General features: G+C 71.2%; 20 protein-coding genes and 2 pseudogenes. 7 read left to right on the top strand and 15 right to left on the bottom strand.

What is annotated here, in order from left to right; genetic code table 11:
- Window positions 1-6: 6 nt before the first annotated feature.
- Entirely contained in the window at window positions 7-84 is a 78-nt protein-coding gene (locus tag ACZ4N5_RS06215; protein ID WP_373287922.1) for a 50S ribosomal protein bL37, read from the bottom strand.
- 178 nt (window positions 85-262) lie between these two features.
- Between ACZ4N5_RS06215 and ACZ4N5_RS06210 the strand changes: the two genes are divergently transcribed.
- Window positions 263-745, top strand: coding sequence for a GreA/GreB family elongation factor (locus ACZ4N5_RS06210; protein ID WP_467755945.1), 483 nt, complete (start codon window positions 263-265; stop codon window positions 743-745).
- 302 nt (window positions 746-1,047) lie between these two features.
- Here ACZ4N5_RS06210 and ACZ4N5_RS06205 read toward each other — a convergent pair whose 3' ends face one another.
- From ACZ4N5_RS06205 to ACZ4N5_RS06180, 6 genes and pseudogenes are all read right to left on the bottom strand, one after another.
- A complete protein-coding gene (locus tag ACZ4N5_RS06205; RefSeq protein ID WP_467755944.1) occupies window positions 1,048-1,326 on the bottom strand; it encodes a hypothetical protein in 279 nt (92 codons plus the stop codon).
- Window positions 1,327-1,419: 93 nt separating this feature from the next.
- Window positions 1,420-1,605: pseudogene (locus tag ACZ4N5_RS06200) on the bottom strand (hypothetical protein); the annotation flags it as partial.
- A gap of 248 nt (window positions 1,606-1,853) precedes the next feature.
- Window positions 1,854-2,717 (bottom strand): family 1 encapsulin nanocompartment shell protein, encoded by an 864-nt coding sequence (locus ACZ4N5_RS06195; RefSeq protein ID WP_467755943.1) that lies wholly within the window; start codon window positions 2,715-2,717, stop codon window positions 1,854-1,856.
- Window positions 2,714-3,751, bottom strand: coding sequence for a Dyp-type peroxidase (locus ACZ4N5_RS06190; RefSeq protein WP_467755942.1), 1,038 nt, complete (start codon window positions 3,749-3,751; stop codon window positions 2,714-2,716). Before ACZ4N5_RS06190 ends, ACZ4N5_RS06195 begins: the two co-directional genes overlap by 4 nt.
- A 134-nt stretch (window positions 3,752-3,885) precedes the next feature.
- Window positions 3,886-4,527: a DUF1345 domain-containing protein gene (locus tag ACZ4N5_RS06185; protein WP_467755941.1), complete on the bottom strand. Its 642-nt coding sequence runs from the start codon at window positions 4,525-4,527 to the stop codon at window positions 3,886-3,888.
- 126 nt (window positions 4,528-4,653) lie between these two features.
- Window positions 4,654-5,139, bottom strand: a complete 486-nt coding sequence (locus ACZ4N5_RS06180) for a PaaI family thioesterase (protein WP_467755940.1) — start codon at window positions 5,137-5,139, stop codon at window positions 4,654-4,656.
- A gap of 141 nt (window positions 5,140-5,280) precedes the next feature.
- On the opposite strand from ACZ4N5_RS06180, the pseudogene ACZ4N5_RS06175 reads away from it, so the two are divergent.
- From ACZ4N5_RS06175 to ACZ4N5_RS06165, 3 genes and pseudogenes are all read left to right on the top strand, one after another.
- Window positions 5,281-5,736: pseudogene (locus ACZ4N5_RS06175) on the top strand (winged helix-turn-helix transcriptional regulator); the annotation flags it as partial.
- A gap of 239 nt (window positions 5,737-5,975) precedes the next feature.
- Complete coding sequence (locus ACZ4N5_RS06170) at window positions 5,976-7,340, top strand: diacylglycerol/lipid kinase family protein (RefSeq protein WP_467755939.1); 1,365 nt, start codon at window positions 5,976-5,978, stop codon at window positions 7,338-7,340.
- 205 nt (window positions 7,341-7,545) lie between these two features.
- Entirely contained in the window at window positions 7,546-8,352 is an 807-nt protein-coding gene (locus tag ACZ4N5_RS06165; protein ID WP_467755938.1) for a polysaccharide deacetylase family protein, read from the top strand.
- A 95-nt stretch (window positions 8,353-8,447) separates the two neighbouring features.
- Here the strand turns inward: ACZ4N5_RS06165 and ACZ4N5_RS06160 are convergent, their stop codons facing one another.
- Window positions 8,448-9,692 carry a cytochrome P450 family protein gene (locus ACZ4N5_RS06160; RefSeq protein ID WP_467755937.1) on the bottom strand — a complete coding sequence of 415 codons (1,245 nt, stop codon included), beginning with the start codon at window positions 9,690-9,692 and terminating at the stop codon, window positions 8,448-8,450.
- Window positions 9,693-10,250: 558 nt separating this feature from the next.
- Here ACZ4N5_RS06160 and ACZ4N5_RS06155 point away from each other — a divergent pair.
- Window positions 10,251-10,697: an SRPBCC family protein gene (locus tag ACZ4N5_RS06155; RefSeq protein ID WP_467755936.1), complete on the top strand. Its 447-nt coding sequence runs from the start codon at window positions 10,251-10,253 to the stop codon at window positions 10,695-10,697.
- Window positions 10,698-10,768: 71 nt separating this feature from the next.
- Here the strand turns inward: ACZ4N5_RS06155 and ACZ4N5_RS06150 are convergent, their stop codons facing one another.
- The 6 genes from ACZ4N5_RS06150 to ACZ4N5_RS06125 form a co-directional block, all read right to left on the bottom strand.
- Window positions 10,769-11,944 (bottom strand): glycoside hydrolase family 6 protein, encoded by a 1,176-nt coding sequence (locus tag ACZ4N5_RS06150; protein ID WP_467755935.1) that lies wholly within the window; start codon window positions 11,942-11,944, stop codon window positions 10,769-10,771.
- A gap of 192 nt (window positions 11,945-12,136) precedes the next feature.
- Window positions 12,137-13,291, bottom strand: coding sequence for an XdhC family protein (locus tag ACZ4N5_RS06145; protein WP_467755934.1), 1,155 nt, complete (start codon window positions 13,289-13,291; stop codon window positions 12,137-12,139).
- A 44-nt stretch (window positions 13,292-13,335) separates the two neighbouring features.
- A complete protein-coding gene (locus ACZ4N5_RS06140) occupies window positions 13,336-14,793 on the bottom strand; it encodes an NCS2 family permease (protein WP_467755933.1) in 1,458 nt (485 codons plus the stop codon).
- 284 nt (window positions 14,794-15,077) lie between these two features.
- Window positions 15,078-17,465, bottom strand: coding sequence for a xanthine dehydrogenase family protein molybdopterin-binding subunit (locus ACZ4N5_RS06135; protein ID WP_467755932.1), 2,388 nt, complete (start codon window positions 17,463-17,465; stop codon window positions 15,078-15,080).
- A 2-nt stretch (window positions 17,466-17,467) separates the two neighbouring features.
- Window positions 17,468-18,070: a (2Fe-2S)-binding protein gene (locus tag ACZ4N5_RS06130; protein ID WP_467755931.1), complete on the bottom strand. Its 603-nt coding sequence runs from the start codon at window positions 18,068-18,070 to the stop codon at window positions 17,468-17,470.
- Complete coding sequence (locus ACZ4N5_RS06125) at window positions 18,070-18,960, bottom strand: FAD binding domain-containing protein (protein WP_467755930.1); 891 nt, start codon at window positions 18,958-18,960, stop codon at window positions 18,070-18,072. Before ACZ4N5_RS06125 ends, ACZ4N5_RS06130 begins: the two co-directional genes overlap by 1 nt.
- A gap of 408 nt (window positions 18,961-19,368) precedes the next feature.
- On the opposite strand from ACZ4N5_RS06125, the gene ACZ4N5_RS06120 reads away from it, so the two are divergent.
- Both ACZ4N5_RS06120 and ACZ4N5_RS06115 read left to right on the top strand, forming a co-directional pair.
- On the top strand, window positions 19,369-21,042 hold the full coding sequence (locus ACZ4N5_RS06120) for a PucR family transcriptional regulator (RefSeq protein WP_467755929.1): 1,674 nt from the start codon (window positions 19,369-19,371) through the stop codon (window positions 21,040-21,042).
- 135 nt (window positions 21,043-21,177) lie between these two features.
- Window positions 21,178-21,951 (top strand): hypothetical protein, encoded by a 774-nt coding sequence (locus tag ACZ4N5_RS06115; protein ID WP_356784594.1) that lies wholly within the window; start codon window positions 21,178-21,180, stop codon window positions 21,949-21,951.
- Between the two features lie 289 nt (window positions 21,952-22,240).
- Here ACZ4N5_RS06115 and ACZ4N5_RS06110 read toward each other — a convergent pair whose 3' ends face one another.
- A complete protein-coding gene (locus ACZ4N5_RS06110; RefSeq protein WP_467756291.1) occupies window positions 22,241-23,041 on the bottom strand; it encodes a GntR family transcriptional regulator in 801 nt (266 codons plus the stop codon).
- Window positions 23,042-23,544: the final 503 nt, after the last annotated feature.

Here is a 23,544-nt window from a genome sequence, read left to right as displayed (position 1 = left end):
CCGGGCCTAGGACTGGGGTCGTTTCCCGTGGTTCGCGGCGTGCTTGCGGCGGCTCTTCTTCTTCCGGCGTCGCTTCGAGGACATGGGGACCTCCCTTGTTCGCAGGACATCAGGAAGCTCATCAGGAAGCGTCCTGAATTCCAGGGACCCACGATTCCATACATCACATATCGTCGCGATTCGACTCGATAGCGCATCAAAGCACATGGATATGCTGATATCGCTCCGATTCGACTCACCTTTCGGCACCCGAGGAGTAGGCATGCCCAGCGAACCAGCACCGATCAGCGAGGCTGCCCGGCACGCCCTGGAGCAGGAACTCACCGACCTCCACGCCGAGCGCGCCACGGTCGCGGCGACCCTGCGGGACTCCGACGCGGAGGTGGGCGACAGCGCCGACGAAGCGGACGAGTTGCAGCGCGCCGACGATCTCCTGCGTCTGGACGACCGTATCTCCGAGATCACCACGCGGCTCCAGCAGGCGGACGTGGCCGGTCCGCCGCCCACCGACCTGGTCGGCGTGGGCAGCACGGTCACGGTCCGGTTCTCGGACGGCACGACGGACACCGTTCAAATCGGCGAAACCGCCGCGGTGTTGGACCGGACGCTCGTCACGGCCGACAGCCCGCTCGGTCGTGCTCTCCTCGGCCACAGGGCGGGAGACACCGTCAGTTTCCAGGCACCCGACGGATCGGAGAGCGCGGTGGTGGTCTCCCTGGGCCAGTCGCCGGGGGACAGCGGCTGATCGGTCCTGCCGCCGACCGAAGCCGCAGCCGATCGGGCCCTGACGCTGATCGAAGCCACGCCTGACCGACCCGCGCCCGGCGACCTGGAGGCGGAGAGGCCGGGGATCGAGGCCGAGGCGCGCGTCCGGCTGCCCGGTCCGCGGCGCAAAGGCGTCATTTCCGGGACCGGGCGCGCGCCCGTGAACCCGTCGCGCCCGTGAACTCGCCCCTCGGCACGGCGATTTGAGTACTGCGGTGATCTCGGTCCTGCGGTGATCCCGGTCCTACGGTGTCCTACGGTGATCTCGGTCCTACGGTGAATTCAGTCCCCGTAACTGGAGGGCGGATAGGGGTCCCGGGTCCGCCGGGTGAAGTTGCCCGTCGGGATCCGGCCGGCGCCCACCTCTAGATCGATCTCCACGCGCTCACGCCTGTACGCGGCTTCGGGGTCGTCCATGGGACCGCCCAGCAGACCGGCTTCCCGCCGCTCACGGACCGTACGTGCGTGGAGTTCGTCATCATCGGACCGCAGCGGCATTCCCCTGTTGTGGGCATGCTCCGGATCGCCTTCGACAGCCCGGTTGGACTTGTGGTGCGTCATGCGCAGCCTCCTCAAACCACTACCCGGCGTTCGCTCGCCCGGGTACGTCTTCGGTGTCAGGAGTCCTCCGTCCCGTCCTTCGTCGTACGTTGATCACTCGTTCTGCGTGGCGTCGGCGGGCTTTCCGCTCCCCCGCTCCGCGTCCGTGCCGTCGCCCGGGTCGCCGTCGCCCGAGGCGGCCTTGCGCACGGTGCAGTGAACGGAGCCGTCCCGGTCGTCGGCGACGATCGTGTCGCCGGGTTCGGCCTCGCCACCTAGCAGGAGCTCCGCGATCCTGTCGGACGGCCCGAAACCGTAGGACGACATCGACATGGGCAGCTCCCGGTGCGGCGATGAGTCCTTTCCACCATTTCGCGGCGCCTATTGCTCCGCAACTGGAGCGGACATCTGCGCTGCGAGGGCCCTGGCCTGCGGTCTTTCCCTGGAGAGGCCGCAACTCGCTCAGGGGAACGGTGCGTTGAGGGACGTCGGAAGATGGAGCCGGCGGCTGGGGCGGACCCCCGCTGAGCAGCGCGCACCCGGCGAGGTCAGGCCGTGTCCGTGCTCGTGTCGGTCCACGGGTCGAGTGCCACCACGGCCTCGTCCGTGTGGACCAGGAAGGTCAGGGTCTGGCGGAAGTACAGGTCGATGCCGATGGCGTCGTGGGCCGTGTAGCCGATGGCCAGATCCTCACCGAGCCGCAGTTCGTAGTCGCCGCCCCGGGTGGTCAGCAGAAAGGCGCCTTCCATGGCGGGCGCCCAGATCAGCCGGCCGTCGAGCATCCGGCCGAGGTGGGCGGCGATGGGGTAGCCGTGGTCGGAGGTCTCGCTGACCGCCGTGTACGCCTCCGCGCCCAGCAGCAGTGCGTACGGGCCCTGCACGCCCGCCAGCCGGAGGGTGCTCAGGGCATGACTCACGGCGTCCGGGAAGTCGCGCGGCTCGACGGGAAGACGGAGCACGGGGTTGGAGGTGCGTGCGCGAAGACCGTCGATACGGGCCGCCGTGTACCCGTTGAAGACGGTCTGGTCCTCGGCGAAGGCCATGGTCCGGGCGGCGTCCTTGACCGGTTGCCAGTCGGAGTCCTTGGCGCCACGGTCCACGTCGTCGACGGCGGCGCGGCTCACCCTGAACGGCACCGTCAGCTCGACCAGGGGCTGTACCTGGCGCAGCCGTGCCGAGACACCGGGTGACGGCCCGTCGATGCCGGACAGGTGGCCGGTCCCCACGGCGGCGAGACCGGGGCCGTCGGGGCCCGAGACGTCCACGGCGCGGCGGCCGGCGAGGTTGCGGCGGAAGGTGCGGCGCGCCTCGTCCTCGATCTCGTTCCATGCGGCGGGCGCGATGGGGGCGAGTTCGCGGTGCAGGTTGCCGGTGCTGGTGGCGGAGGCGGCGGCATCGGGCGTGGTCGTCATGTGCGGACTCCTTTGAGGCTGCCGATCCCCAGTGAGCCGTCCACGGCCGCCCGCTCGCCGGAGGCGGCGGGGAGGTCCGCCGGCTGCCGTTCCGCCGCCTGCCGGTCCGGGGCGGCGGGGAGGTCGTCGAGGAAGTCGACGGTCGGCACGTGGAAGAGGCATCCGGTGATCGCGGTCGAGAAGTCGAGGATGCGGTCGTGCGAGGCGCGGCCGTCTCCGAGGAACATGTTCCGCAGCATCTGCTCGGTCACCTCGGGGGTGCGGGCGTAGCCGATGAAGAAGGTGCCGAACTCGCCCTCTCCCAGGGTGCCGAACGGCATGTTCTCCCGCACGATCTTGCGTTCGTCGCCGTCCTCGTCGGTGATGGTGTTGAGCGCGACATGGGAGTCGGCCGGCTTGACGTCGTCGGGCAGTTCCACGTTGGCGAGCTTCGTGCGCCCGATGACCTTCTCCTGCTCGTTCGCGGGCAGCGCGTTCCATGTCCGCAGGTCGTGCAGGTACTTCTGGACGATCACGTAACTGCCGCCCGCGAAGGCGGGGTCCTCGTCGCCGATGAACACGGCGTCGGCGGCCGGACGGCCCTCGGGGTTCTCGCTGCCGTCGACGAATCCGAGCAGGTCCCGCTCGTCGAAGTACTTGAACCCATGGACCTCGTCGACCACCGTGACCGCGCCGTCGAGTCGTTCAACGATCAGCCGGGCGAGTTCGAAGCAGAGGTCCATCCGGCGGGCCCGGAGGTGGAACAGGAGGTCTCCCGGCGTGGACGGGGCCCGGTGGCGCCTGCCCGCCAACTCCACGAAGGGATGCAGTTCTTGGGGGCGAGGCCCGCTGAACAGCCGGTCCCAGGCCGCCGATCCGATACCGACGACGCACCCGAGGTCGTCGCCGGGTGCCCGGAAGGAGACGGAACGGCGCAGTCCCGAGACATCCTCCAGGAGGCTACGGACCGTGTCCTCGTGCCCCGGCGCGACGGTGACCACGAGGAACACGGTGGCCCTGGCCGGTCGGGAGATCACAGCCTGTGGCTCGGCCAAGAGTCGGCCTCCTCATGAGACGCGGAGGTGTCCGTCGTACACGGTGTCCTCGTACACGGACCGGTCGGTTCTTCCTCCCATCCTGCTTCGTCCTGGGACAAACCGCACCAGAACCGAGCGCACCGCCGGTACCGTCAGCCGCCCACGAGTCCCACGACGAGGTTGATGGCCGTGGCGAGAATGCTGGTGCCGAACACGTACGACAGGAGGCAGTGCCGCAGGACGATCGAGCGGATCTTCGAGCTCGAAACGCCGGTGTCGGACACCTGGTAGGTCATTCCGAGGTTGTAGCTGAAGTAGAAGAAGTCGCGGTACGCCGGGGGGTTGTCCGTGTTGAAGTCGATGCCGCCGTTGGCCTCGTAGTACACGTAGGCGTAGCGGGTGGCGTACATCAGATGCAGGGCCGACCAGGCAAGGAACACCCCGCACAGGGCGGTCACGGCCGCGGCGTGGCCGTTGTCGGACTTGCCGCGCAGGAGCAGCAGCACGATGGCGAACAGCCCGCACAGGGCGACCGCGACCACCACGAGTTCGTCGGTCAGGGGGCGGAAGTCCTCGCGTCGCGCGTTGTCGCGGGTGGCCGTGGCGGTCATCGGCCACAGCACCGCCCAGCCTGCCAGGACGAAGAACAGTTCCGTTGCGGCGATCCCCGCCAGCAGGCCCAGAAAGACGTCGGTCGACAGTCCCACGACCGCGCCGACCGCGGCACCGAGGACCACCGCTCCGGTCAGGCGCGGCACGGCGTTCAGGGGCAGGCGCGGAAGGTTCGTCCTCATACGCCGCCACGGTATGCCCGGGACCGCCGGCCGGCCCGGCGGAACGCGTCGCCATGACCGAGGGTGGGGGCACCGCTCGGCCGCATCGCCCGCCCGGCCCTCGGACGAGGAACAGCGGGCAGCGGGTCAGACGGGGAACAGCAGGCAGCTGCTGGTGGTGTGGGCGAGCAGCCGGTCGGCCGCGTCGAAGAGCTCCGCCTGGGCGAGGGCGGTACGGCGGCCGCTGTTGAGGACGGTGCCGACCGCGCGGACCTTGCCGGTGTCCAGGGTGATCGGCCGCAGGAACTTCACGTTCAGGTCGAGTGAGGTGTATCCGGTGCCCCGGGGCAGCACGGACTGCACCGCGCAGCCCGCCGCGGAGTCGAGCAGGGTGGCGTAGACGCCTCCGTGGACGCTTCCGATCGGGTTGTAGTGCTCCTCCCCCGGAACCAGGGCGAAGACCACCCGGCCGTGCTCGACCTCTTCGAGGGTCATGCCGAGGGTCGCCGAGATCGGCGCTGCGGGGAGCCGTCCGGCCTGCACCTCGCGGAGGAATTCGAGACCGCTGTACTGGCCGACGACAGCCGCGGAGACGGCCGGGTCCTCCCAGTCGTACGTACGAGACCTGCCCATGGCTCTGCCACTCTCCCTGTTCGTCGACGATCCGGCTCCGTGTCTCTCCACGATCCGGCTCCGTCCCTCTGACTCTGCTTTTCGAAGCTAGCCAGCGGGACGCCTGGCTGTCAATCTCACAGTCAGCCTACGATGGGGCGCATGACGTGGCTCGACACAAGTACCGAGAACTGCACGATCCAGCGGACACTCGACCTGGTCGGCGAGAAGTGGTCGATGCTGGTGCTGCGGGACGCGATGAACGGCGTACGGCGCTTCGACGACTTCCGGCGGCATGTCGGGCTCTCCGAGAGCGTGCTGGCGGACCGGCTGCGGAAGCTGGTCGCGGCCCGGATCCTGGAAACCGTGCCGTACAGCGAGCCCGGCAGCCGTACCCGGTACGAGTACCGGCTCACCCGCAAGGGCTGGGAACTGTGGCCCGCCATGATCGCCCTCAAGCAGTGGGGCGACCGCTACACGGCGGATCCCGAGGGTCCGCCCCTGGAGGTCGTGCACGCGGACTGCGGCGAGCAGGTGCACACGGCGGTCGTGTGCGGCGCCGGGCACGGCGCGCTGATTCCGCCGGAGGCACGCACCCGCCCCGGCCCGTCCGCGAGGCACGCGGACCCCGCCGTCGGCCGACCGACATCCGGCCGGAAAGCGAGCCAGGAAACGGGCCGGGACACAGGCCGCCTCGTGGTGCCGGAGCCCGGCTCGTGACAGCGTGACCTCATACGGGCCGTCCCGGCACGTCGGCCATGGTCGTCCACCCCCCGGATGCCAGGTTCGCGTGACGGATGGAACGGTGCCTCTCGTCCGGTGACGCGGCGCGCGAGGGACCGACCAGTGGAGGAACGATGAGCACGGATACGGGTCCGTCGGCCCGCGAACGGTGGGCGGCGAGAGCCTCACTGGCATCGGCGGCGCTCGCCGTGGCGCTGCCGCTCGTCTTCGGAGGTGTACGCGGCTTCCTGCTCCTCCTCGCCGCTCTGGCCGGCATGGCCGTCGCGGCGGCGGCGCTGTGGTGGATGCTGACCCGGCGCGGCCCGGTGCGCTGGATCGCGGGGCTGCTGGCGGTCGTCGTGCCCATCGCCGTCATCGTGGCCCTCGCGGTCACACTGCTGTGGACCCTGGTGCTGTCCCCCGTGCTGTGGATCGTCGCCGTGTGGACCGGCCGTTACGCGCTGCGGAGCGCCCGCGGCCGGGTCCGGCCCATGAAGGAGCTCCGCACCCCACCGCCGCGGCGGCCCTTCGTCCTCATGAACCCCCGGTCCGGCGGCGGCAAGGTGGCGCGGTTCGGTCTCGTGGAGAAGGCCGAGCGACTCGGCGCCCGCGTCGTCCTCCTCGACCCGGAGCACCACCAGGACGTCACCGAGCTGGCCCGGGAGGCGGTCGCGGACGGAGCGGATCTGCTGGGCGTCGCGGGCGGCGACGGGACACAGGCTCTCGTCGCGGCCGTCGCCGCCGAGCACGGTCTGCCGTTCCTCGTCGTCTCGGCCGGCACCCGCAACCACTTCGCCATGGACCTCGGCCTCGACCGCGACGATCCGGCGACCTGCCTCGACGCGCTGACGAACGGCGTCGAACTCCGGGTGGACCTCGGTTTCGCCGGGAAGCACCCCTTCGTCAACAACGCCTCGTTCGGCGCGTACGCGGCGGTCGTCCAGGATCCCGCCTACCGGGACGACAAGATCGGCACCATCCTGCAGCTCCTTCCGGACCTGCTCACCCGCCAGCGCGGACCGCGGCTGACCGCCCGGGCCGCCGGCACGACGCTCGACGCGCCGCAGGCGCTGCTGGTGAGCAACAACCCCTACCGAACGGACGATCCGGCCGGTCTGGGCCGCCGCGAACGGCTCGACACGGGACTGCTCGGCATCCTCGGTGTCAAGGTGGACAGCGCGGTCGAGGCCGCCGCCCTGCTGCTCTCCCCGGACCCGGAGGGCCTGTCGGTCCTCACCGCGCACGAAGTGGTCGTCGGCGCCGACAGCGACGAGCTGGAGGTCGGCATCGACGGCGAGGCCATGATCCTGCCCATCCCGGTGCACTGCCGCGTCGAACCGGGCGTGCTCCGCGTCCGCGTCCCGAAGAAACGGCCGGGTGTCCCCACGGTCCAACCCGCCCTGGACTGGCGGCGACTGCTCGCCATGGCGATGCTCGTGAGCCGCACGGCCGGCGTACACCGCCCCGGCCACAAACCGAGGCCGGTGCAGCGGCCGTAGCAACCGCCACAGCAACGGGTCGGAGCAACCGCCGTAATCACGGTCGGAGCAACGGGTCGGAGCAACCGCCGTAGCAACGATCCGACAACCCGTGAGCACCACCGGACGGCGCGACGCGGACTCCTGACGACATCAGCCGATCAGCGCGTTTACGCAGCTCACAGCGCTATACATCGAGTGTATACACTCCATATATAGTCGCCGCATGCCTTCTCTGACCAGGAAGATGAAAAGACCGGCGACCAGGTTCCGTGCGGCGGCCGCGATCTCCGCCGCCGTCGCGCTGACCCTGCCACTGACGGGGTGCACATCCATGAACACCACCGCGCCGAGCGCCGCGAGGGCGCAAGCGGGAGCCACGGGAGCCGCCGGAGCCGCCGGACAGGCGCAGTTCGGGGCGGTGGACTGCCGAAGGGCCAAGTGCATCGCCCTGACCTTCGACGCCGGGCCGAGCGAACACTCGGCCCGGCTGCTCGACATCCTCAAGGAGAAGAAGGTCCAGGCGACCTTCTTCCTGCTCGGCAAGCGGCACATCGAGAAATACCCGGAACTGGTGCGGCGCATGGCCGACGAGGGCCACGAGGTCGCCAGCCACACCTGGGACCACAAGATCCTCACCCGGATCTCGCCGGCGGAGATACGAGAGGAACTGCGCCGTCCGAACGACGAGATAGAGCGCCTCACCGGGCACAGGCCGACACTGATGCGGCCGCCGCAGGGCCGGACGAACGACACGGTGCAGAAGATCGCGCGCGAGCAGGGTCTCGCCGAGGTCCTGTGGAGCGTGACCGCCAAGGACTACCGGACGAACGATTCCGGCCTGATACGCGAGCGCGTCCTGCAGCAGTCCTCCCGGGACGGGATCATCCTGCTGCACGATCTCTACCCGGGCACCGTACCGGCGGTACCCGGGATCATCGACGCGCTGAAGGAGCGCGGGTACGTGTTCGTGACGGTGCCGCAACTGCTGGCACCGGGGAAGGCCGAGCCCGGTACGGTGTACCGCCCCTGACGGTTCATCATCTCCGACGCGATCACTCGCCCCCGAGGTCGGCTCCCCCGCCGCCGTTCCCACTCCCGGCTCCCAATCCGGCTCCTGACGGGAGATCAGCTCCAGCGCACGGGCAGCATCCGGTAGCCGTGGCCGATGAACGACTCGGCCAGGCGCGCCGGACCCTGTGACGCGTCCGCGCTCAGGGTGGGAAAGCGCTCGAAGAGTGCCGGGAGCGCGATGGAGGCCTCCAGCCGGGCCAGTGGCGCGCCGATGCAGTAGTGGACGCCGTGGCCGAAGGCGAGATGCTCCTTGTCCACGCGGGTGATGTCGAAGCGGGCCGCGCTCTCGCCGTGCCGCAACGGGTCGCGGCCGGCCGCCGCGTAGGTCGCCAGGATCGCGTCACCGCGCGGGATCAGGGTGCCGTCGGGGAGCTTGATGTCCTCGACGGCGTAACGGAGCGGGAGGTTGGCGATCGAGGGGGCCCAGCGCAGGGTCTCCTCGATGACCTCGCTCCACGCGACCTCACCGGCGAGCACGCGGGCGAGCTGGTCGGGGTGGGCGAGCAGGGCGTGTACCGCGTTGCCGATGAGGTTCACGGTCGTCTCGTGGCCCGCGCCGATGACGAGGAGGAGAGTGTCGATCAACTCGGCCTCGGCGAGCTGTGATCCCTCCTCGTCGCGGGCCGCGATGAGCGCGGTCGTCATGTCGTCGCCCGGCTGCTCCCGCTTCGACTCGACGAGCCGCGCGAGCAGTTCGTGTATCTCCCGGTAAGTGGTCATGGCCTGCTCGGGGGTGAGGGTGGTGTCCATGTTCGCCTCGATGAGGCGCGCGATGTCGGGCCGCTTCTCCTCCGGCAGGCCGAACAGGTCGCAGATCACCCGCATCGGAAGCGGGTGCGCGTAGGCGGACCGGAGGTCGGCCCGGTCGCCCGGTGCTTCGGCCATGTGGTCGAGCAACTCGGCGGCGATCTCCTCGATCCGGGGGCCCAGCGCGTCCGTACGCCGTTTCGTGAACGCGGGAGAGACGAGCTTGCGCAGCCTGCGGTGGTTGGCGCCGTACGCGGTGAACATGTTGGTGACGCCGACCCACAGGCTGACCCAGCTCTCGCGGTAGGCGCCGTCGATCCAGGCGGGCCAGTGCTGGTTGGGGTCCTTGGAGACCCGGTCGTCGGCGAGGAGCTGCTTGAGCGTGTCGTACCGGGTCGGGAACCAGGCCCTCATCCCGCCCGGGAGTTCGACGAGGGCGGCGGCGGGGGCGTCTCCCGTGTCGTGCGGGGTGCGACGGAGACCGCCTAACCACTCGGCCTCCCCATGGATGTCGGCACCTGTGGGGTCGATGACGAAGGGCTGGTCCGGCACGTGGGCTCCTGTCGCGGGAGGGGCACCAGTCGAGGTGCGGTGTCTCGGGCAAACGGTGGATCACGTTCGGCGACATCGTAACGGGTGGACCTCCGGACCGGGCAGCACGGAGAGAGCGCTCAACACGCTTATCGCGAGGGGGAGTCGAGCGGGTACGGATCAGGAGCCCCGACCGAGAGGGGGAGTCGAGCGGGTACAGCTCAGGGGTCCCGACCGAGAGGGGGAGTCGAGCGGGTACAGCTCAGGGGTCCCGATCGAGAGGGGCCGGTCGGGGCAGCGGGGCTCCCGGCCGCGCCGTGGGCGGGACGGCGGAGCCTCGGAACAATCCCGTCCAGCATTGGCGCCGGGCCTGCTGGACGCACCCTGCCGGGTGGGTGTCGAGGCCCGTGCGATCAGTACCCCGTACGCCTTTCAGAACCTGGTGACCAACTCCCCGCGCGGGAGGGGCGGCATTGCCCGCTCCCCGGGGACGAGGCCGGGGCGAGTACGGCCGATTTCATCCGGTTGCGGGAGAGTCCCCCTTCGGGTGAACGGCCCTCGGCCGCCTACGATCACGCCGTGGTCCTCTTCGTCCTGGAACGCGTGTCCCGGCACTCCGTCGCCGAGAACTGGCGGCGCCTGACCGACTGGCCCCGGCACGCGGACGTCGTCCCGCTGACCCGGGTCACCGTGCGCACACCGCCGCCGACGCGGGAGGGCACGGTCTTCGTGGCGCGGTCGGGGCTCGGGCCGCTCGCCTTCGACGACCCGATGGAGGTCGTCGCGTGGCGGCCGCCGCGCGACGGGGGCCCGGGAACGTGCCGGCTGGTCAAGCGCGGCACGTTCGTCACGGGCTGGGCCGAGTTCGAGGTGCACCCGGCGGACGGCGACGGCGGAGGTTCACGGGTGGTCTGGCGGGAGGATCTGAGCGTGCGCGGGCTGCCCGGTTTCACCGACCGGCCGCTGGGGTGGTCGGCGCGGTGGATGTTCGGACGGGCGATGGACGGGTTGCTGGGGCGGGGGTAGAGCGGCGGGGTCGGGGTGAGAGCGGCGGGACGCGGCCGACAGGTCGACGCCCCCACCCCGTCCCTCGTCCGTCAGCCCGCCGGAAGAAGGGGCGGATCGGCCAACTGAGCCAGTTCCAGCGCCTGTTCCGGGAACCAGTCCCCCGCCTTCGGGTCGACCGTCCCGCGCTCCGGGTCCTCGGGCCCCGCCGTTCCGCGCAGACAGAGGCCGTCCGACTCGCCGGGCGTCTTGATCCACAACCGGGCGTCCTGGAGCGGGTCGCCGGTGCTCAGCGTGGGGCGGGCGCCGAGACCCCGGTCCGGCGGGTTGCACCAGTCCTGCGCGTCCGTGTACTTGCCCGTGGGCGGGGTCCAGGTCCCCTGGCCGTTGCGGCTGGAGTCCGTGACGAAGTGCTTCATCCGGGAGGGCGGCGTCGTCACGTGCGCGTCGAGCCAGGCCTGCGCGTCGGCCCGCGGCCACCACTGGTTCGGACAGTCGGCGACGTCACCACCGCCGTCGGCATAGGCCAGACAGGACGAGATCAGCTTGCCGTACCAGGAGTTGGCGTCATCGGTGTGGTAGTTCGAGGCATTGGTGTAGAAGCCGGAGGCCCGCGCCACCCCGCCCTTGATCAGGCGCGGCACGATGGAGTTCACGGTGTGCCAGCCCGGGTGCCCGGTGTCGAGATAGACCCGCGTCCCGGGCAGTGGCTCCAGGGCGTCGACCGCGTAGTTGACCTCGGTGTACCGCGCGGCTGTCTTCGTGCCCTGCGCGTCGTCCTGGCCGCAGTCGGAGGGCAGCAGGGCGAGGGCGTCGGGTTCGAGGGTGACGATCGCGTCGCCGCGCCCGATCCCACGCCCCACGGCGTCGATCCACGCCTCGTACTCGGCGGTGTCGGCGGCGCCGCCCGCCGAGTAGTTGGAGCAGTCCCGGCCGGGGATGTCGTACAGCGCCAGCACGGGAATCGCGTGGTCACGGCCCGCGTCGCGCACCACCGCGCGGACCAGTCGCTCCACCTCGGCCGGTGTCTGATCGCCGAACCACACGGCCTGCGGGGTGTTCACCATCGCCAGAATGCCGGCCGCGTCGCGGAACCAGCCGGCCCGGGCGAGGCCGAGGGCCTGCTGGTACGCCGCCGGGTTCGGGTCCGGGACGTACAGCGACGGTCCGCGGTCCGTGGACTGCGCGGCGTGCGCCGGGGGTACGGCGAAGAGGGCGGCCAGCCCTACGGACAGGGCGGCGAGCCATGTGGGGGTACGTCGTCTCATGCGCGTTCACTCCTGGTTCGCAACGGTCACGAGGGACTTGCGGGAGCGCTCCCACAGGAGATTCGCCGAGAGGCATGCCTGCGTCAATACAAGACACAGAAGAGAGGCGCAGAAACAGCGGACCGGCCCGGAGGACGAGCCCGGAGGAGGAGGCACGGAAGCTGGTTCCGCCGCCCCTCCCGCAACGGCTTCTCAGGCCACCGACCCGATCCGCCGCGCCGGAACCGAGGACGCGTCGTGATGGATCGGCGTGTGCGCCCCCGTGAGGGAAACCCCGCTTCCCCCGCGCCGGTCGGCCACGATCTCCGAGACGATCGACAGTGCCGTCTCCTCGGGCGTGCGGGCTCCCAGGTCCAGGCCGATGGGTGACCTGAGGCGGGCCAGCTCCATCTCGGTCACGCCGACTTCGCGCAGCCGCTCGTTGCGGTCCAGGTGGGTGCGGCGTGAGCCCATGGCGCCGACGTACGCCACCGGGAGCCGCAGCGCCAGCTTGAGCAGCGGGACGTCGAACTTGGCGTCGTGGGTGAGGACGCACAGGACGGTGCGGGAGTCGACCTCCGCGCGCTCCAGATAGCGGTGGGGCCAGTCCACGACGATCTCGTCCGCGTCCGGGAAGCGGGCCTCCGTCGCGAAGACCGGGCGGGCGTCGCACACCGTGACCCGGTAGCCGAGGAACTTGCCCATGCGGACGAGGGCGGAGGCGAAGTCGATGGCACCGAAGACGATCATGCGTGGGGGCGGGACCGACGACTCCACCAGGACCGCGAGCGGCGCTCCGCAACGAGAGCCCTGCTCTCCGATCTCCAGGGTGCCGGTGCGGCCGGCGTCCAGTTGGGCCGCCGCCTCGCCCAGCACCGTACGGTCGAGTTCGGGGTGGGCGCCGAAGCCGCCCTCGTACGAGCCGTCGGAACGCACGACGAGGGCGCGTCCCATCAGTTCGGCGGGCCCGCTCACGACGCGGGCGAGCGCCGCCGCCTCCCCGCCCGCCGCGGCGGCCAGCGCTGCCGCTAGCACCGTCCGGCGGGCGGTGTCCCGCGAGCGGACCGGGGTGACCAGGATGTCGATGACGCCGCCGCAGGTCAGGCCGACCGCGAAGGCGTCGTCGTCGCTGTAGCCGAAGCGTTCGAGGACGGTCTCGCCGTCCTCCAGCGCCTGGACGCACAGTTCGTAGACCGCTCCTTCCACGCAACCGCCGGAGACCGAGCCGATCGCCGTGCCGTCGGAGTCGACGGCGAGTGCGGCGCCCGGCTGACGGGGCGCGCTGCCGCCGACCGCCACCACGGTGGCGACGGCGAAGTCGCGGCCCTGCTCGACCCACCGGTGGAGCTCTTCGGCGATGTCCAGCATCTGTCGGCCTCCTGGTCTGCGGTTGCGTGGAAGGAACGCGGGCGTCAGTGGACGCCCAGCCAGCTCTCGATCGGGTGGAGCGCGAAGTAGACGAAGAAGACCGCCGTCAGACCCCACATGAAGGCCCCGATCTCCCGGGCCTTGCCCTGGGCGATCCTGATGGCGACGTAACTGATCACGCCGGCCGCCACGCCCGCGGTGATCGAGTAGGTGAACGGCATGATCACGACGGTCAGGAAGACCGGGATGGCGGTGGCGCGGTCGGCCCAGTCGACATGGCGGGCGTTCATCATCATCATGGCGCCGATGACCACCAGGGCCGCCGCCGCGATCTCGCCCGGGACGATCGCCGTGAGCGGGGTGAAGAACAGGCAGGCCGCGAAGAAGAGGCCGGTGACCACGGCGGAGAGGCCGGTACGGGCCCCCTCGCCGACGCCGGTCGCGGACTCGACGAAGACCGTCTGACCGGAGGCGCCGGCCACCCCGCCGACCGCTCCGCCCGCGCCGTCGATGAACAGCGCCTTCGACAGGCCCGGCATCCGGCCCTTGTCGTCGGCGAGTCCGGCCTCGGTGCCGACGCCGATGATGGTGGCCATCGCGTCGAAGAACCCGGCGAGCACGAGCGTGAAGACGATCATGCCCACCGTCATCGCGCCGACCTGGCCCCAGCCGCCGAACTCGACCTTGCCGAAGAGCGAGAAGTCCGGCATCGAGACGGCGCTGCCGTGCAGTTCGGGAGCGCCGCCGGCCCATTGCTTCGGGTCGATGACCCCGGCGGCGTCGAGGACGACGGAGGCGACCGTGCCGGACACGATGCCGATGAGGATCGCGCCGGGGATGCCGCGCGCCTGGAGCATGAAGATCAGCAGCAGGGTGGCGGCGAAGAGCAGTACCGGCCAGCCCCCGAGTTCACCGGTGGGGCCGAGGGTGAGAGGAGTCGCCTTGCCCTGGTGCACGAAGCCGGCCTTGACCAGGCCGATCAGCGCGATGAACAGGCCGATGCCCATGGTGATGGCGTGCTTGAGGGCCAGCGGGATCGCGTTCATGATCATCTCGCGCAGCCCGGTGACGACCAGGAGCATGATGACCGCGCCGTACATCACGCACATGCCCATGGCCTGCGGCCAGGTCATCTGCGGGACGACCTGCGAGGAGAGCACACCGGACACCGAGAGTCCGGCGGCGAGGGCGAGCGGCACCTTGCCGACGAACCCCATGAGAAGTGTGGTGAAGGCCGCCGCGAACGCGGTCGCGGTGATCAGGGCCTTCTGGCCGAGCATGTCCCCCGCCACGTCCTTGCCGGACAGGATGAGGGGGTTGAGCAGCAGGATGTACGCCATCGCCATGAAGGTGGTGACGCCGCCGCGCACCTCACGCGCGATCGAGCTTTCCCGCTGGGATATGTGGAAGTACCGGTCGAGCCAAGACCGTCCCGCCGGGACGCGGCTGCCCGCGCCCGCGTCCTGCGCGGTGGTCTTCGGCTCCAGTGACTGCTGGGTCATGTGGGCCTGCTCCCAAGGTTCAAAGGGGCACCCGGACAGCCGTCCTGACGGCTGGTCAACCGCCGGAGCGGTTGCGGGATTTGGGATGGCGCTTCGGCCGCACGAACCCGGGGGACGGCCCGAGACGAACGTGAAGAACGCTATGAACTCTCCTGCGGTACGTGCCTGTTGCTTGCTGCTCCCTGCTGGGTCCCGGTTCCGCGAGCGGTGCGGTGACCGGGTACTCCGGACGGCGCGGCGAAGTATGACGTTACCGGCGCCGCCCGGAGAGAACTGCCCGGCGCCTACGCGGTACCCGTGAGGTGTTCGGGGCGTACCGGCGTCCGGTCGAGCTCCAGACCCGTCGCGTTCCGGATCGCCGCGAGGACGGCCGGGGTGGACGACAGGGTCGGGGCCTCGCCGATGCCACGGAGCCCGTACGGGGCGTGGTCGTCGGCGAGTTCGAGCACATCGACGGGGATGGTCGGTGTGTCGAGGATGGTGGGGATCAGGTAGTCCGTGAAGGAGGGGTTGCGCACCTTGGCGGTCTTCGGGTCGACGATGATCTCCTCCATGACCGCGATGCCCAGGCCCTGGGTGGTGCCACCCTGGATCTGGCCGATGACGGACAGCGGGTTGAGAGCCTTGCCGACGTCCTGGGCGCAGGCCAGTTCGATGACCTTGACCAGGCCGAGTTCGGTGTCCACCTCGACGACGGCGCGGTGCGCGGCGAACGAGTACTGGACATGGCCGCTGCCCTGGCCGGTGCGCAGGTCGAAGGCCTCGGTCGGACGGTGCCGCCACTCGGCCTCGATCTCGACGGCCTCCCCTTCGAGCACATCGGCGAGATCGGCGAGGACTTCGCCGCCGTCGGTGACGACCTTGCCGCCTTCCAGAAGGAGTTCGGCGGTGGCCCACGCGGGGTGGTACGTGCCGAACTTGCGGCGGCCGAGTTCCAGGACCTTCTCGCGGACCAGCTCGCAGGAGTTCTTGACGGCGCCACCGGTGACGTATGTCTGGCGCGACGCGGACGTCGAACCGGCGCTGCCCACCTGGGTGTCGGCCGGTTGGATGGTCACCTGCGCGACGCCCAGTTCGGTGCGGGCGATCTGCGCGTGGACGGTGACGCCGCCCTGGCCGACCTCCGCCATCGCGGTGTGCACGGTGGCGACCGGCACGCCGCCGACGACCTCCATACGGACCCGGGCGGTCGAGTAGTCGTCGAAGCCCTCGGAGAAGCCGACGTTCTTGATGCCGACGGCGTACCCGATTCCGCGGACGACGCCCTCGCCGTGCGTGGTGTTGGACAGGCCGCCGGGCAGCTGCCGTACGTCGGCGTCCTCGCCCGCGGAGAGCCACTGCTGCTCGGGCGGCAGCGGCATCGCCTTGACGCGGCGCAGGAGTTCGGCGACCGGGGCCGGCGAGTCGACGCGCTGTCCGGTCGGCAGGAGCGAACCCTGCTCCATCGCGTTGATCTGACGGAACTCGACCCGGTCCATGCCCACTTGGTCGGCGAGCTTGTCCATCTGGGCCTCGTACGCGAAGCACGCCTGGACCGCGCCGAAGCCGCGCATGGCGCCGCAGGGCGGGTTGTTGGTGTAGAGGGCGATGGCCTCGATGTCGACGTCCTCGACGACGTACGGGCCTACGCTGAGCGAGGAGGCGTTGCCGACGACCGCCGGGGAGGCCGAGGCATAGGCGCCGCCGTCCAGCACGATCCGCGCCTTCATGTGCGTGAGCCTGCCGTCCTTGGTCGCCCCGTGCTCGTAGAAGAGCTTGGCGGGGTGGCGGTGGACGTGTCCGAAGAAGGACTCGAAGCGGTTGTAGACGATCTTGACGGGCTTGCCGGTGCGCAGGGCCAGCAGACAGGCGTGGATCTGCATCGACAGGTCCTCGCGGCCGCCGAACGCGCCGCCGACGCCGGAGAGCGTCATCCGGACCTTGTCCTCGGGCAGGCCGAGCACCGGGGCGATCTGGCGCAGGTCGGAGTGCAGCCACTGGGTGGCGATGTACAGCTCGACTCCGCCGTCCTCCGAGGGCACGGCGAGGCCGGACTCGGGTCCGAGGAAGGCCTGGTCCTGCATGCCGAAGGTGTACTCGCCCCGGACGATGAAGTCGGCCTTCTTCGCGGCCTCTTCGACGTCGCCGCGGACGATCGGCTGGCGGTGCACGATGTTCGGGTGCGGGACGTGGCCGATGTGGTGGTCGTCGCGGTTCTCGTGGACGAGGATCGCGTCGGGCGCGGTCGCGGACGCCTCGTCCGTGATGACCGGCAGCTCCCGGTACTCCACCTTGATCTTGGCGGCGGCGCGGCGCGCGGTCTCCGGGTGGTCGGCGGCGACGATGGCGACGGGTTCGCCGTGGTGGCGTACCTTGCCGTGCGCGAGGACCGGGGTGTCCTGGATCTCCAGGCCGTAGTTGCGCACGTCGGTGGGCAGGTCGTCGTACGTCATGACGGCGTACACACCGGGCTGTGCGAGGGCCTCGGAGGTGTCGATGGACACGATCTCGGCGTGGGCGACCGTGGAGCGCAGGATCTGGCCCCACAGCATGTCCTCGTGCCACATGTCGGAGGAGTAGGCGAACTCGCCGGTGACCTTGAGGGTGCCGTCCGGGCGGAGGGTGGACTCGCCGATGCCGCCCTTGGTCCGGGAGCCCTGCGTGATGTTCGTGGGTGTACCGGTCGTTCCCATGGTCAGACCGCCTCGGACTGCCGGGCGGCCGCGAGGCGGACCGCGTCCATGATCTTCTCGTAGCCGGTGCAGCGGCACAGGTTGCCCGAGAGCGCCTCGCGGATGTCCGCGTCGGTCGGGTTCGGGGTGTGCTCCAGCATCTCGTCCGCCGCGATCAGCAGACCCGGGGTGCAGAAGCCGCACTGGACGGCTCCGGCATCGATGAACGCCTGCTGGATGGGCGCGAGTCGTGTGCCCTCGCCGGTCTGCGAGTCGTGTCCCTTGGCCGCCCAGCCCTTGGCCTCGTCGAGGGAAATCCCGTTCCCCTCGGGGGTGTCGCACGCGCCGGTTGCGCAACCTCCGTGCTCCGCACGCTGTTTGGCGAAGTCGGCGAGCCCCTCGACGGTGACGACCTCGCGGCCCTCGACCTGGCCCGCGGCGACCAGACACGAACACACGGGCAAGCCGTCCAGCCGGACGGTGCAGGAGCCGCACTCGCCCTGCTCGCAGGCGTTCTTGGAACCGGGCAGACCGAGGCGCTCGCGCAGGACGTACAGAAGGCTCTCGCCCTCCCAGACGTCGTCGGCTTCCTGCCGGCGGCCGTTGACCGTGAAATTGACACGCATTACGCGACTCCCTCCGTGCGGGCGGCGGTGCCGCGGTACGACTCCCACGTCCAGGTCAGTGTGCGGCGGGCCATGACGCCGACCGCGTGGCGGCGGTAGCTCGCCGTGCCGCGGACGTCGTCGATCGGGTTGCAGGCGCCGGAGCACAGAGCGGCGAACTGCTTGGCCACCGACGGGGTGATGATCTTCCCGTTGTCCCAGAAGCCGCCCTCGTCGAGCGCCGCGTTCAGGAACTCCTCGGCGGTCTTCGCGCGGACCGGGGTCGGCGCGGCCGAGCCGATGCCGGTGCGGACCGTACGGGTCTCGGGGTGCAGGGCCAGGCCGAAGGCGCACACCGCGATCACCATCGCGTTGCGGGTGCCGACCTTCGAGTACTGCTGCGGTCCGTCCGCCTTCTTGATGTGGACGGCGCGGATCAGCTCGTCGGGCGCGAGCGCGTTGCGCTTCACGCCGGTGTAGAACGCGTCGATCGGGATCAGCCGCGAGCCACGCACCGACTCGGCCTCGACCTCGGCGCCCGCCGCGAGGAGGGCGGGGTGGGCGTCGCCGGCCGGGGACGCGGTGCCGAGGTTGCCGCCGACGCCGCCGCGGTTGCGGATCTGCGGGGAGGCCACGGTGTGGGAGGCGAGGGCCAGCCCCGGGAGCTCAGCGCGCAGGTTCTCCATGATCTGGGTGTACGGGACGGAGGCGCCCAGGCGCACGCTCCCCTCGCCGACCTCCCACTCGCTCAGCTCTCCGATGCGGTTCAGGTCGAGGAGGTACTCGGGCCGGCGGTGATCGAAGTTGATCTCGACCATCACATCGGTGCCACCCGCAATCGGCACAGCGGTGGGGTGCTCAGCCTTGGCGGCGAGCGCCTCCTCCCAACTGGCGGGGCGAAGGAAGTCCATGAGTGGCTCTCTTCATTCGTATCGTGGGTCGTTCTGATCAAGCCAGATCGTGTGCGGGCGGCCCGGCTCGTTCATGCGGTGTTTACGCGGAGTGGGGCCAGTACACAGCCGCGTCCCGCACCGCGGTCAGTCACCGAAACCATGAAGGAGTTGGCTGGCCAGCGCGTGCATCTTGTAGATTCGTATGAACCGAGGCCATCAGCAACCTCTTCGGTTTTTTCTGGAAACTTTGAGAACAGTCCCCGAAACAGTGAGCACAGCTCTCGAAAGCCCAGGACACAGGCCCACAAGGGCCGGGACCACCGATTCTCGGAACCCACGGACCGGCTCCGTGGAACCCGGGGACCGCCGGCGGGCCTCACCACGTATCCATCGTAGATTTCGAGACAAAGAACGGCGGCGACGAGAATGCGGCTGCGCGCACTGCTGGACACCGACGCGCTGGGCCTGCGGCTGCTCGGCGGCGAGGACGAGCTCGACCGCACCGTACGCGGTGTGATGACCACCGACCTCAAGGACCCGAGCCGCTACCTCTCGGGCGGCGAACTGGTCCTCACCGGCCTCGCCTGGCGGCACGACGCCGAGGACTCCGAGCCTTTCGTCCGCATTCTCGCGAGCACCGGGGTCGCGGCCCTGGCCGCCGGTGAGGCGGAGCTCGGCGACATCCCGGACGACCTGGTCGTGGCCTGCGCCCGGCACCGGCTGCCGCTGTTCGCCGTGAACGAGTCGGTCGCCTTCGCCACGATCACCGAACACGTCGTACGCCAGGTGTCGGGCGAGCGCGCCGGGGATCTGGCCGCCGTGGTCGACCGGCACCGGCGGATGATGACCTCGGGCCCGGCGGGCGGCGGCCCCGACGTGGTCCTCGATCTGCTCGGCAGCGACCTCGACCTGCGCGCCTGGGTCCTCTCGCCCGCCGGCCGGCCCATCGCGGGCTCGAAGGTCGCGGGCGGCGCGCTGCCCGCGGACACGTGCGCCAAGCTGGCCGCCGAACATCTGGCGGCGGTCCGCACCGGGCGCCGGGGACCGCACCGGGTGACGGTGGGCCCGGCGATGTACTCGCTCTTCCCGATCCGCTCGTCGGTGCGTGCCGCGGGCGCCTCCCGGGACGTGCGCGAGACGGTGCTCTCCGACTGGCTGCTCGCGGTCGAGGCGGACGCCGGGGACTGGCCCGAGGAGCGGCTCGACCTGCTCCAGGGCGTCACCCAGCTGATCGCGGTGGAACGGGACCGGCGGGACGCGGCGCGCACGGTCCGGCGGCGGCTCGCACAGGAGGTCCTCGAACTCGTCCAGACAGGGGCGGCGCCGGCCGAGATCGCGGCACGGCTGCGGGTCGCGGCGCCGGTGCTGCTGCCGGGCCTGGGCGTGGCCCCGCACTGGCAGGTGGTCGTGGCGCGCGTCGAGTGGGACGGCGGCGCCATCGAGGGCGGCCCGGTCGCCCAGGCGCTGCTGGAGGAGATCCTCGTCGACCCGCTGTCGCCGGGGCCCGAGCACTCCGACCGGATCGCCGTCGCCCACACGGGGGACGAAGCGGTCGCGCTCGTACCCCTTCCGGCCGTCTCCTCCGACGAGGAGGGCTCGGAGCCCGGTCTGCACGCCGACACGCTGCTGGCGGCCGTGCGGGACCCGCTGTCGGCCGGCCTGAACGACGACGGGCGGCTCACGCTCGGCGTCAGCGCCGCCGTCCACTCGGCGGAGGGGCTGCGCGGCGCCCTGGAGGAGGCCCGGCACGCCCGCAGAGTCGCCGCGGCGCGCCCCGGGCGGGTCTGCGCGGCCGGACACCAGGAGCTGGCCTCGCACGTCCTGCTGCTGCCGTTCGTCCCGGACGACGTACGCCGCGCCTTCACCGCCCGTCTGCTGGACCCCCTGCGCGAGTACGACGGCCGGCACCGCGCGGAGCTGATTCCGACCCTGGAGGCGTTCCTCGACTGCGACGGCTCCTGGACGCGCTGTGCCGCCCGTCTGCACCTCCACGTCAACACGCTGCGCTACCGCGTCGGCCGTATCGAGCAGTTGACGAGTCGTGATCTTTCGCGCCTGGAGGACAAGTTGGACTTCTTCCTGGCACTGCGGATGAGCTGACCTCAGGAGCCCCGGGTGAGCCGCGCACATCCAACGACTTTGTGAAATCCTTCACCCACCCTCTTGGCCGGGCCCGGTGATCCGTGCTGAGATGCCACCACTCAACAGCTCAATGGTGTGCTCGGGGAGGGCAACGTGGCGCATACCGCCATGTCTGGTACCGGAACGACTGCAGGGGACGATCCACTCCAGACCGCGGTATGGCGGCTGCGCTCGCGCGCCTGCTGGGCCGACGCGGCGGCGCTGATCCAGCCGCGCACGGCGGGGGCCGCCCTGCAGAGAGCGTCGCTCCTGGTCGAGCGCTGTCTCTACACCGAGCAGGGCTGGGCCGAGGCGGAGGACGCGCTGCGCACCGCCGAGGCGCTGGCACAGAGCGACGACGAGCGGGGTGCGGCGGCCTGCGAGCGGGGTCAACTCGCCTACGCCGCGACACTGCTGACCGTGCGCGACCGGGCCGACGAGGCGCGTGCGGCGCTCGGCCGGGCCGCGGCGCTGCTCGCGCCGGGCGCGCCGGGCAGGGCCCTGCTGGACTTCCGGCGCGGGCTGCTCGCCGAGAACCTCGCGCACGCCCCGCAGGCCGCCCGTGCGGCGTACCGGCGGGCGCACGCGGGCGCGACCGCCCAGAACGACGCCCTGCTGCTGTCCTTCACCTGGCGGCATCTCGCCGGACTCGCCCTGCGCGAGGGGGAGTTGGCGGAGGCCCGGCACGGCTTCGCCGAATCCCTGCGGATCCGGGAGGAGTTGGGGTACCTCGTCGGTACGGCACCGGCGCTGGCGTCCCTGGCCGACGCCGAGGTCGAGCCGGAGGCGTCGCGGCTGCGGGCGGAGGCGGGACGGCTGTTCCGGCTGCTCGGGGGCGTACCCATCTGGCTGGCGGGCCAGTTGACCCCGCCCGCGGCGACGGCCTGATCACGCACGGGCGGGCGGACACTCCGCCCGCCACGGGCTCCCGTTGCCGCCCACGAGCCTCCGTTGCCGCCCACGAGCTCCGCTGCCGCCCACGAGCCCCGGCGCCGACCACGGGGCTCCCGCTGTCCGGCAGGGTTGCGTACGGCCCGTACGGCCCGTGCGGCACGCCTCGCGCTGGGGGCGGGCCGGACGCTTCAGAACGCGCCCGACTCTTCAGAACGCGCCTGACGCCTCAGGATGCTCCGGACACTTCACGACGCGCCCGACCCCTCAGAACGCGCCGGACGCTTCAGGACGCGCCGGCGAAGTGCTCCCGCACCAGGGCCTGGACGACCGTCAGATCCTCGGCGATCAACGCCTCCAGCAGCGCGGTGTGTTCGGCCGCGTCCGCCACCAGGTCGGCGCGGCCCCGGGAGACGGGACCGCCGACCAGGGGCCACTGGGCGCGGCGGTGCAGGTCGTCGGCGATGCGCACCAACTGCGCGTTGCCCGACAGGGCGAGGACCGCGCGGTGGAACGACCTGTCGGACTCCGCGTAGGTGGCGCGGCAGCCCGTGGACGCGGCCCGCACGGTGGCTTCGGCGAGCGGGCGCAGCTCGGTCCAGCGGGCGGCGGGCACGGTGCGCGCGAGCCGGAGCATCACCGGGACCTCGATCAGGCCCCGGATCTCGGCGAGTTCGGCCAGTTCCCGGGTGCCGCGCTCGATGACGCGGAAGCCCCGGTTGGGGACGACCTCGACGGCGCCTTCGAGGGCGAGCTGCTGCATCGCCTCGCGGACGGGCGTCGCGGACACCCCGAAGCGCTCGCCGAGCGCGGGCGCCGAGTACACCTCGCCGGGGGCGAGTTCACCCGCGACGAGCGCCGTACGCAGGGCGTCGAGGATCTGCCCACGCACGGAGGCACGCTGCACGACGGGCCGGGTGGCTTCGGCACGCACGGCGGGGCGGGCGTCGTCGCCGCGCACGGGGCGGACGTTCTCGGCACGTACGGCGGGGTGGGTTTCCTCGGCGTGCACGGGGCGGGCGTTCTGCCCGCGTAGGGCAGGACGGGTCTCCTCGGCGTGCGCGGGCCGGACGTCCTCGTCACCCACTCGGGGGCGAGCTTCTTCCGCGTGCACGGCGCGGGCGCCCTCCGCACGTACGGCGGGACGAGTCCCGTCGACGTGTACGGGCCGGACGGTCTCGGGGCGGGCGGCGGGGCGGGCGCCGTCCGTGCCTACGGCGGCGCGGGTGTCCTCGGTGCGCGGGTGCGGGATCGGCACCTCACTGTGCGTGTGTTCGCCGCGGGCCGAGGCCGAGGCCACCGCGGGACCGCCACCCGGCCCGCCACCTGGCCCGGCGTTCACCGACCCACCACCCTGCCCGGCACCGGGACCGTCGCCCGGGACTCCCGCGGGGACCACCCTCGCCCGGCCCGCTTCCGCGGGACCCGCCTGCGGCGGAACCCGGAAGGAGCCCGCAGGTATGTCCGGGTCCCACGACCCGGCGGAGCCGTGCGCGCTGCGCGGACCGGGCTGCTCCACGGGTCCTCCTCCGGGTCGGTGGTACTTGGGGTCATGGTGTCGGTTGTTACTCGTCCGTCAAGCACGATAGG

The sequence above is a fragment of the Streptomyces sp. NPDC026500 genome, assembly GCF_055567635.1.
Note: the sequence above shows the minus strand (reverse complement) of the source record. Positions and strands in the feature narration are given on the sequence as shown.

Excerpts from the sequence above, each read along its gene's own strand:
- ACZ4N5_RS06215 (WP_373287922.1), bottom strand. The coding sequence starts at position 84 with ATGTCCTCGAAGCGACGCCGGAAGAAGAAGAGCCGCCGCAAGCACGCC.
- ACZ4N5_RS06210 (WP_467755945.1), top strand. The coding sequence starts at position 263 with ATGCCCAGCGAACCAGCACCGATCAGCGAGGCTGCCCGGCACGCCCTG.
- ACZ4N5_RS06205 (WP_467755944.1), bottom strand. The coding sequence starts at position 1,326 with ATGACGCACCACAAGTCCAACCGGGCTGTCGAAGGCGATCCGGAGCAT.
- ACZ4N5_RS06195 (WP_467755943.1), bottom strand. The coding sequence starts at position 2,717 with ATGACGACCACGCCCGATGCCGCCGCCTCCGCCACCAGCACCGGCAAC.
- ACZ4N5_RS06185 (WP_467755941.1), bottom strand. The coding sequence starts at position 4,527 with ATGAGGACGAACCTTCCGCGCCTGCCCCTGAACGCCGTGCCGCGCCTG.
- ACZ4N5_RS06180 (WP_467755940.1), bottom strand. The coding sequence starts at position 5,139 with ATGGGCAGGTCTCGTACGTACGACTGGGAGGACCCGGCCGTCTCCGCG.
- ACZ4N5_RS06170 (WP_467755939.1), top strand. The coding sequence starts at position 5,976 with ATGAGCACGGATACGGGTCCGTCGGCCCGCGAACGGTGGGCGGCGAGA.
- ACZ4N5_RS06165 (WP_467755938.1), top strand. The coding sequence starts at position 7,546 with ATGCCTTCTCTGACCAGGAAGATGAAAAGACCGGCGACCAGGTTCCGT.
- ACZ4N5_RS06150 (WP_467755935.1), bottom strand. The coding sequence starts at position 11,944 with ATGAGACGACGTACCCCCACATGGCTCGCCGCCCTGTCCGTAGGGCTG.
- ACZ4N5_RS06145 (WP_467755934.1), bottom strand. The coding sequence starts at position 13,291 with ATGCTGGACATCGCCGAAGAGCTCCACCGGTGGGTCGAGCAGGGCCGC.
- ACZ4N5_RS06140 (WP_467755933.1), bottom strand. The coding sequence starts at position 14,793 with ATGACCCAGCAGTCACTGGAGCCGAAGACCACCGCGCAGGACGCGGGC.
- ACZ4N5_RS06135 (WP_467755932.1), bottom strand. The coding sequence starts at position 17,465 with ATGGGAACGACCGGTACACCCACGAACATCACGCAGGGCTCCCGGACC.
- ACZ4N5_RS06130 (WP_467755931.1), bottom strand. The coding sequence starts at position 18,070 with ATGCGTGTCAATTTCACGGTCAACGGCCGCCGGCAGGAAGCCGACGAC.
- ACZ4N5_RS06125 (WP_467755930.1), bottom strand. The coding sequence starts at position 18,960 with ATGGACTTCCTTCGCCCCGCCAGTTGGGAGGAGGCGCTCGCCGCCAAG.
- ACZ4N5_RS06120 (WP_467755929.1), top strand. The coding sequence starts at position 19,369 with ATGCGGCTGCGCGCACTGCTGGACACCGACGCGCTGGGCCTGCGGCTG.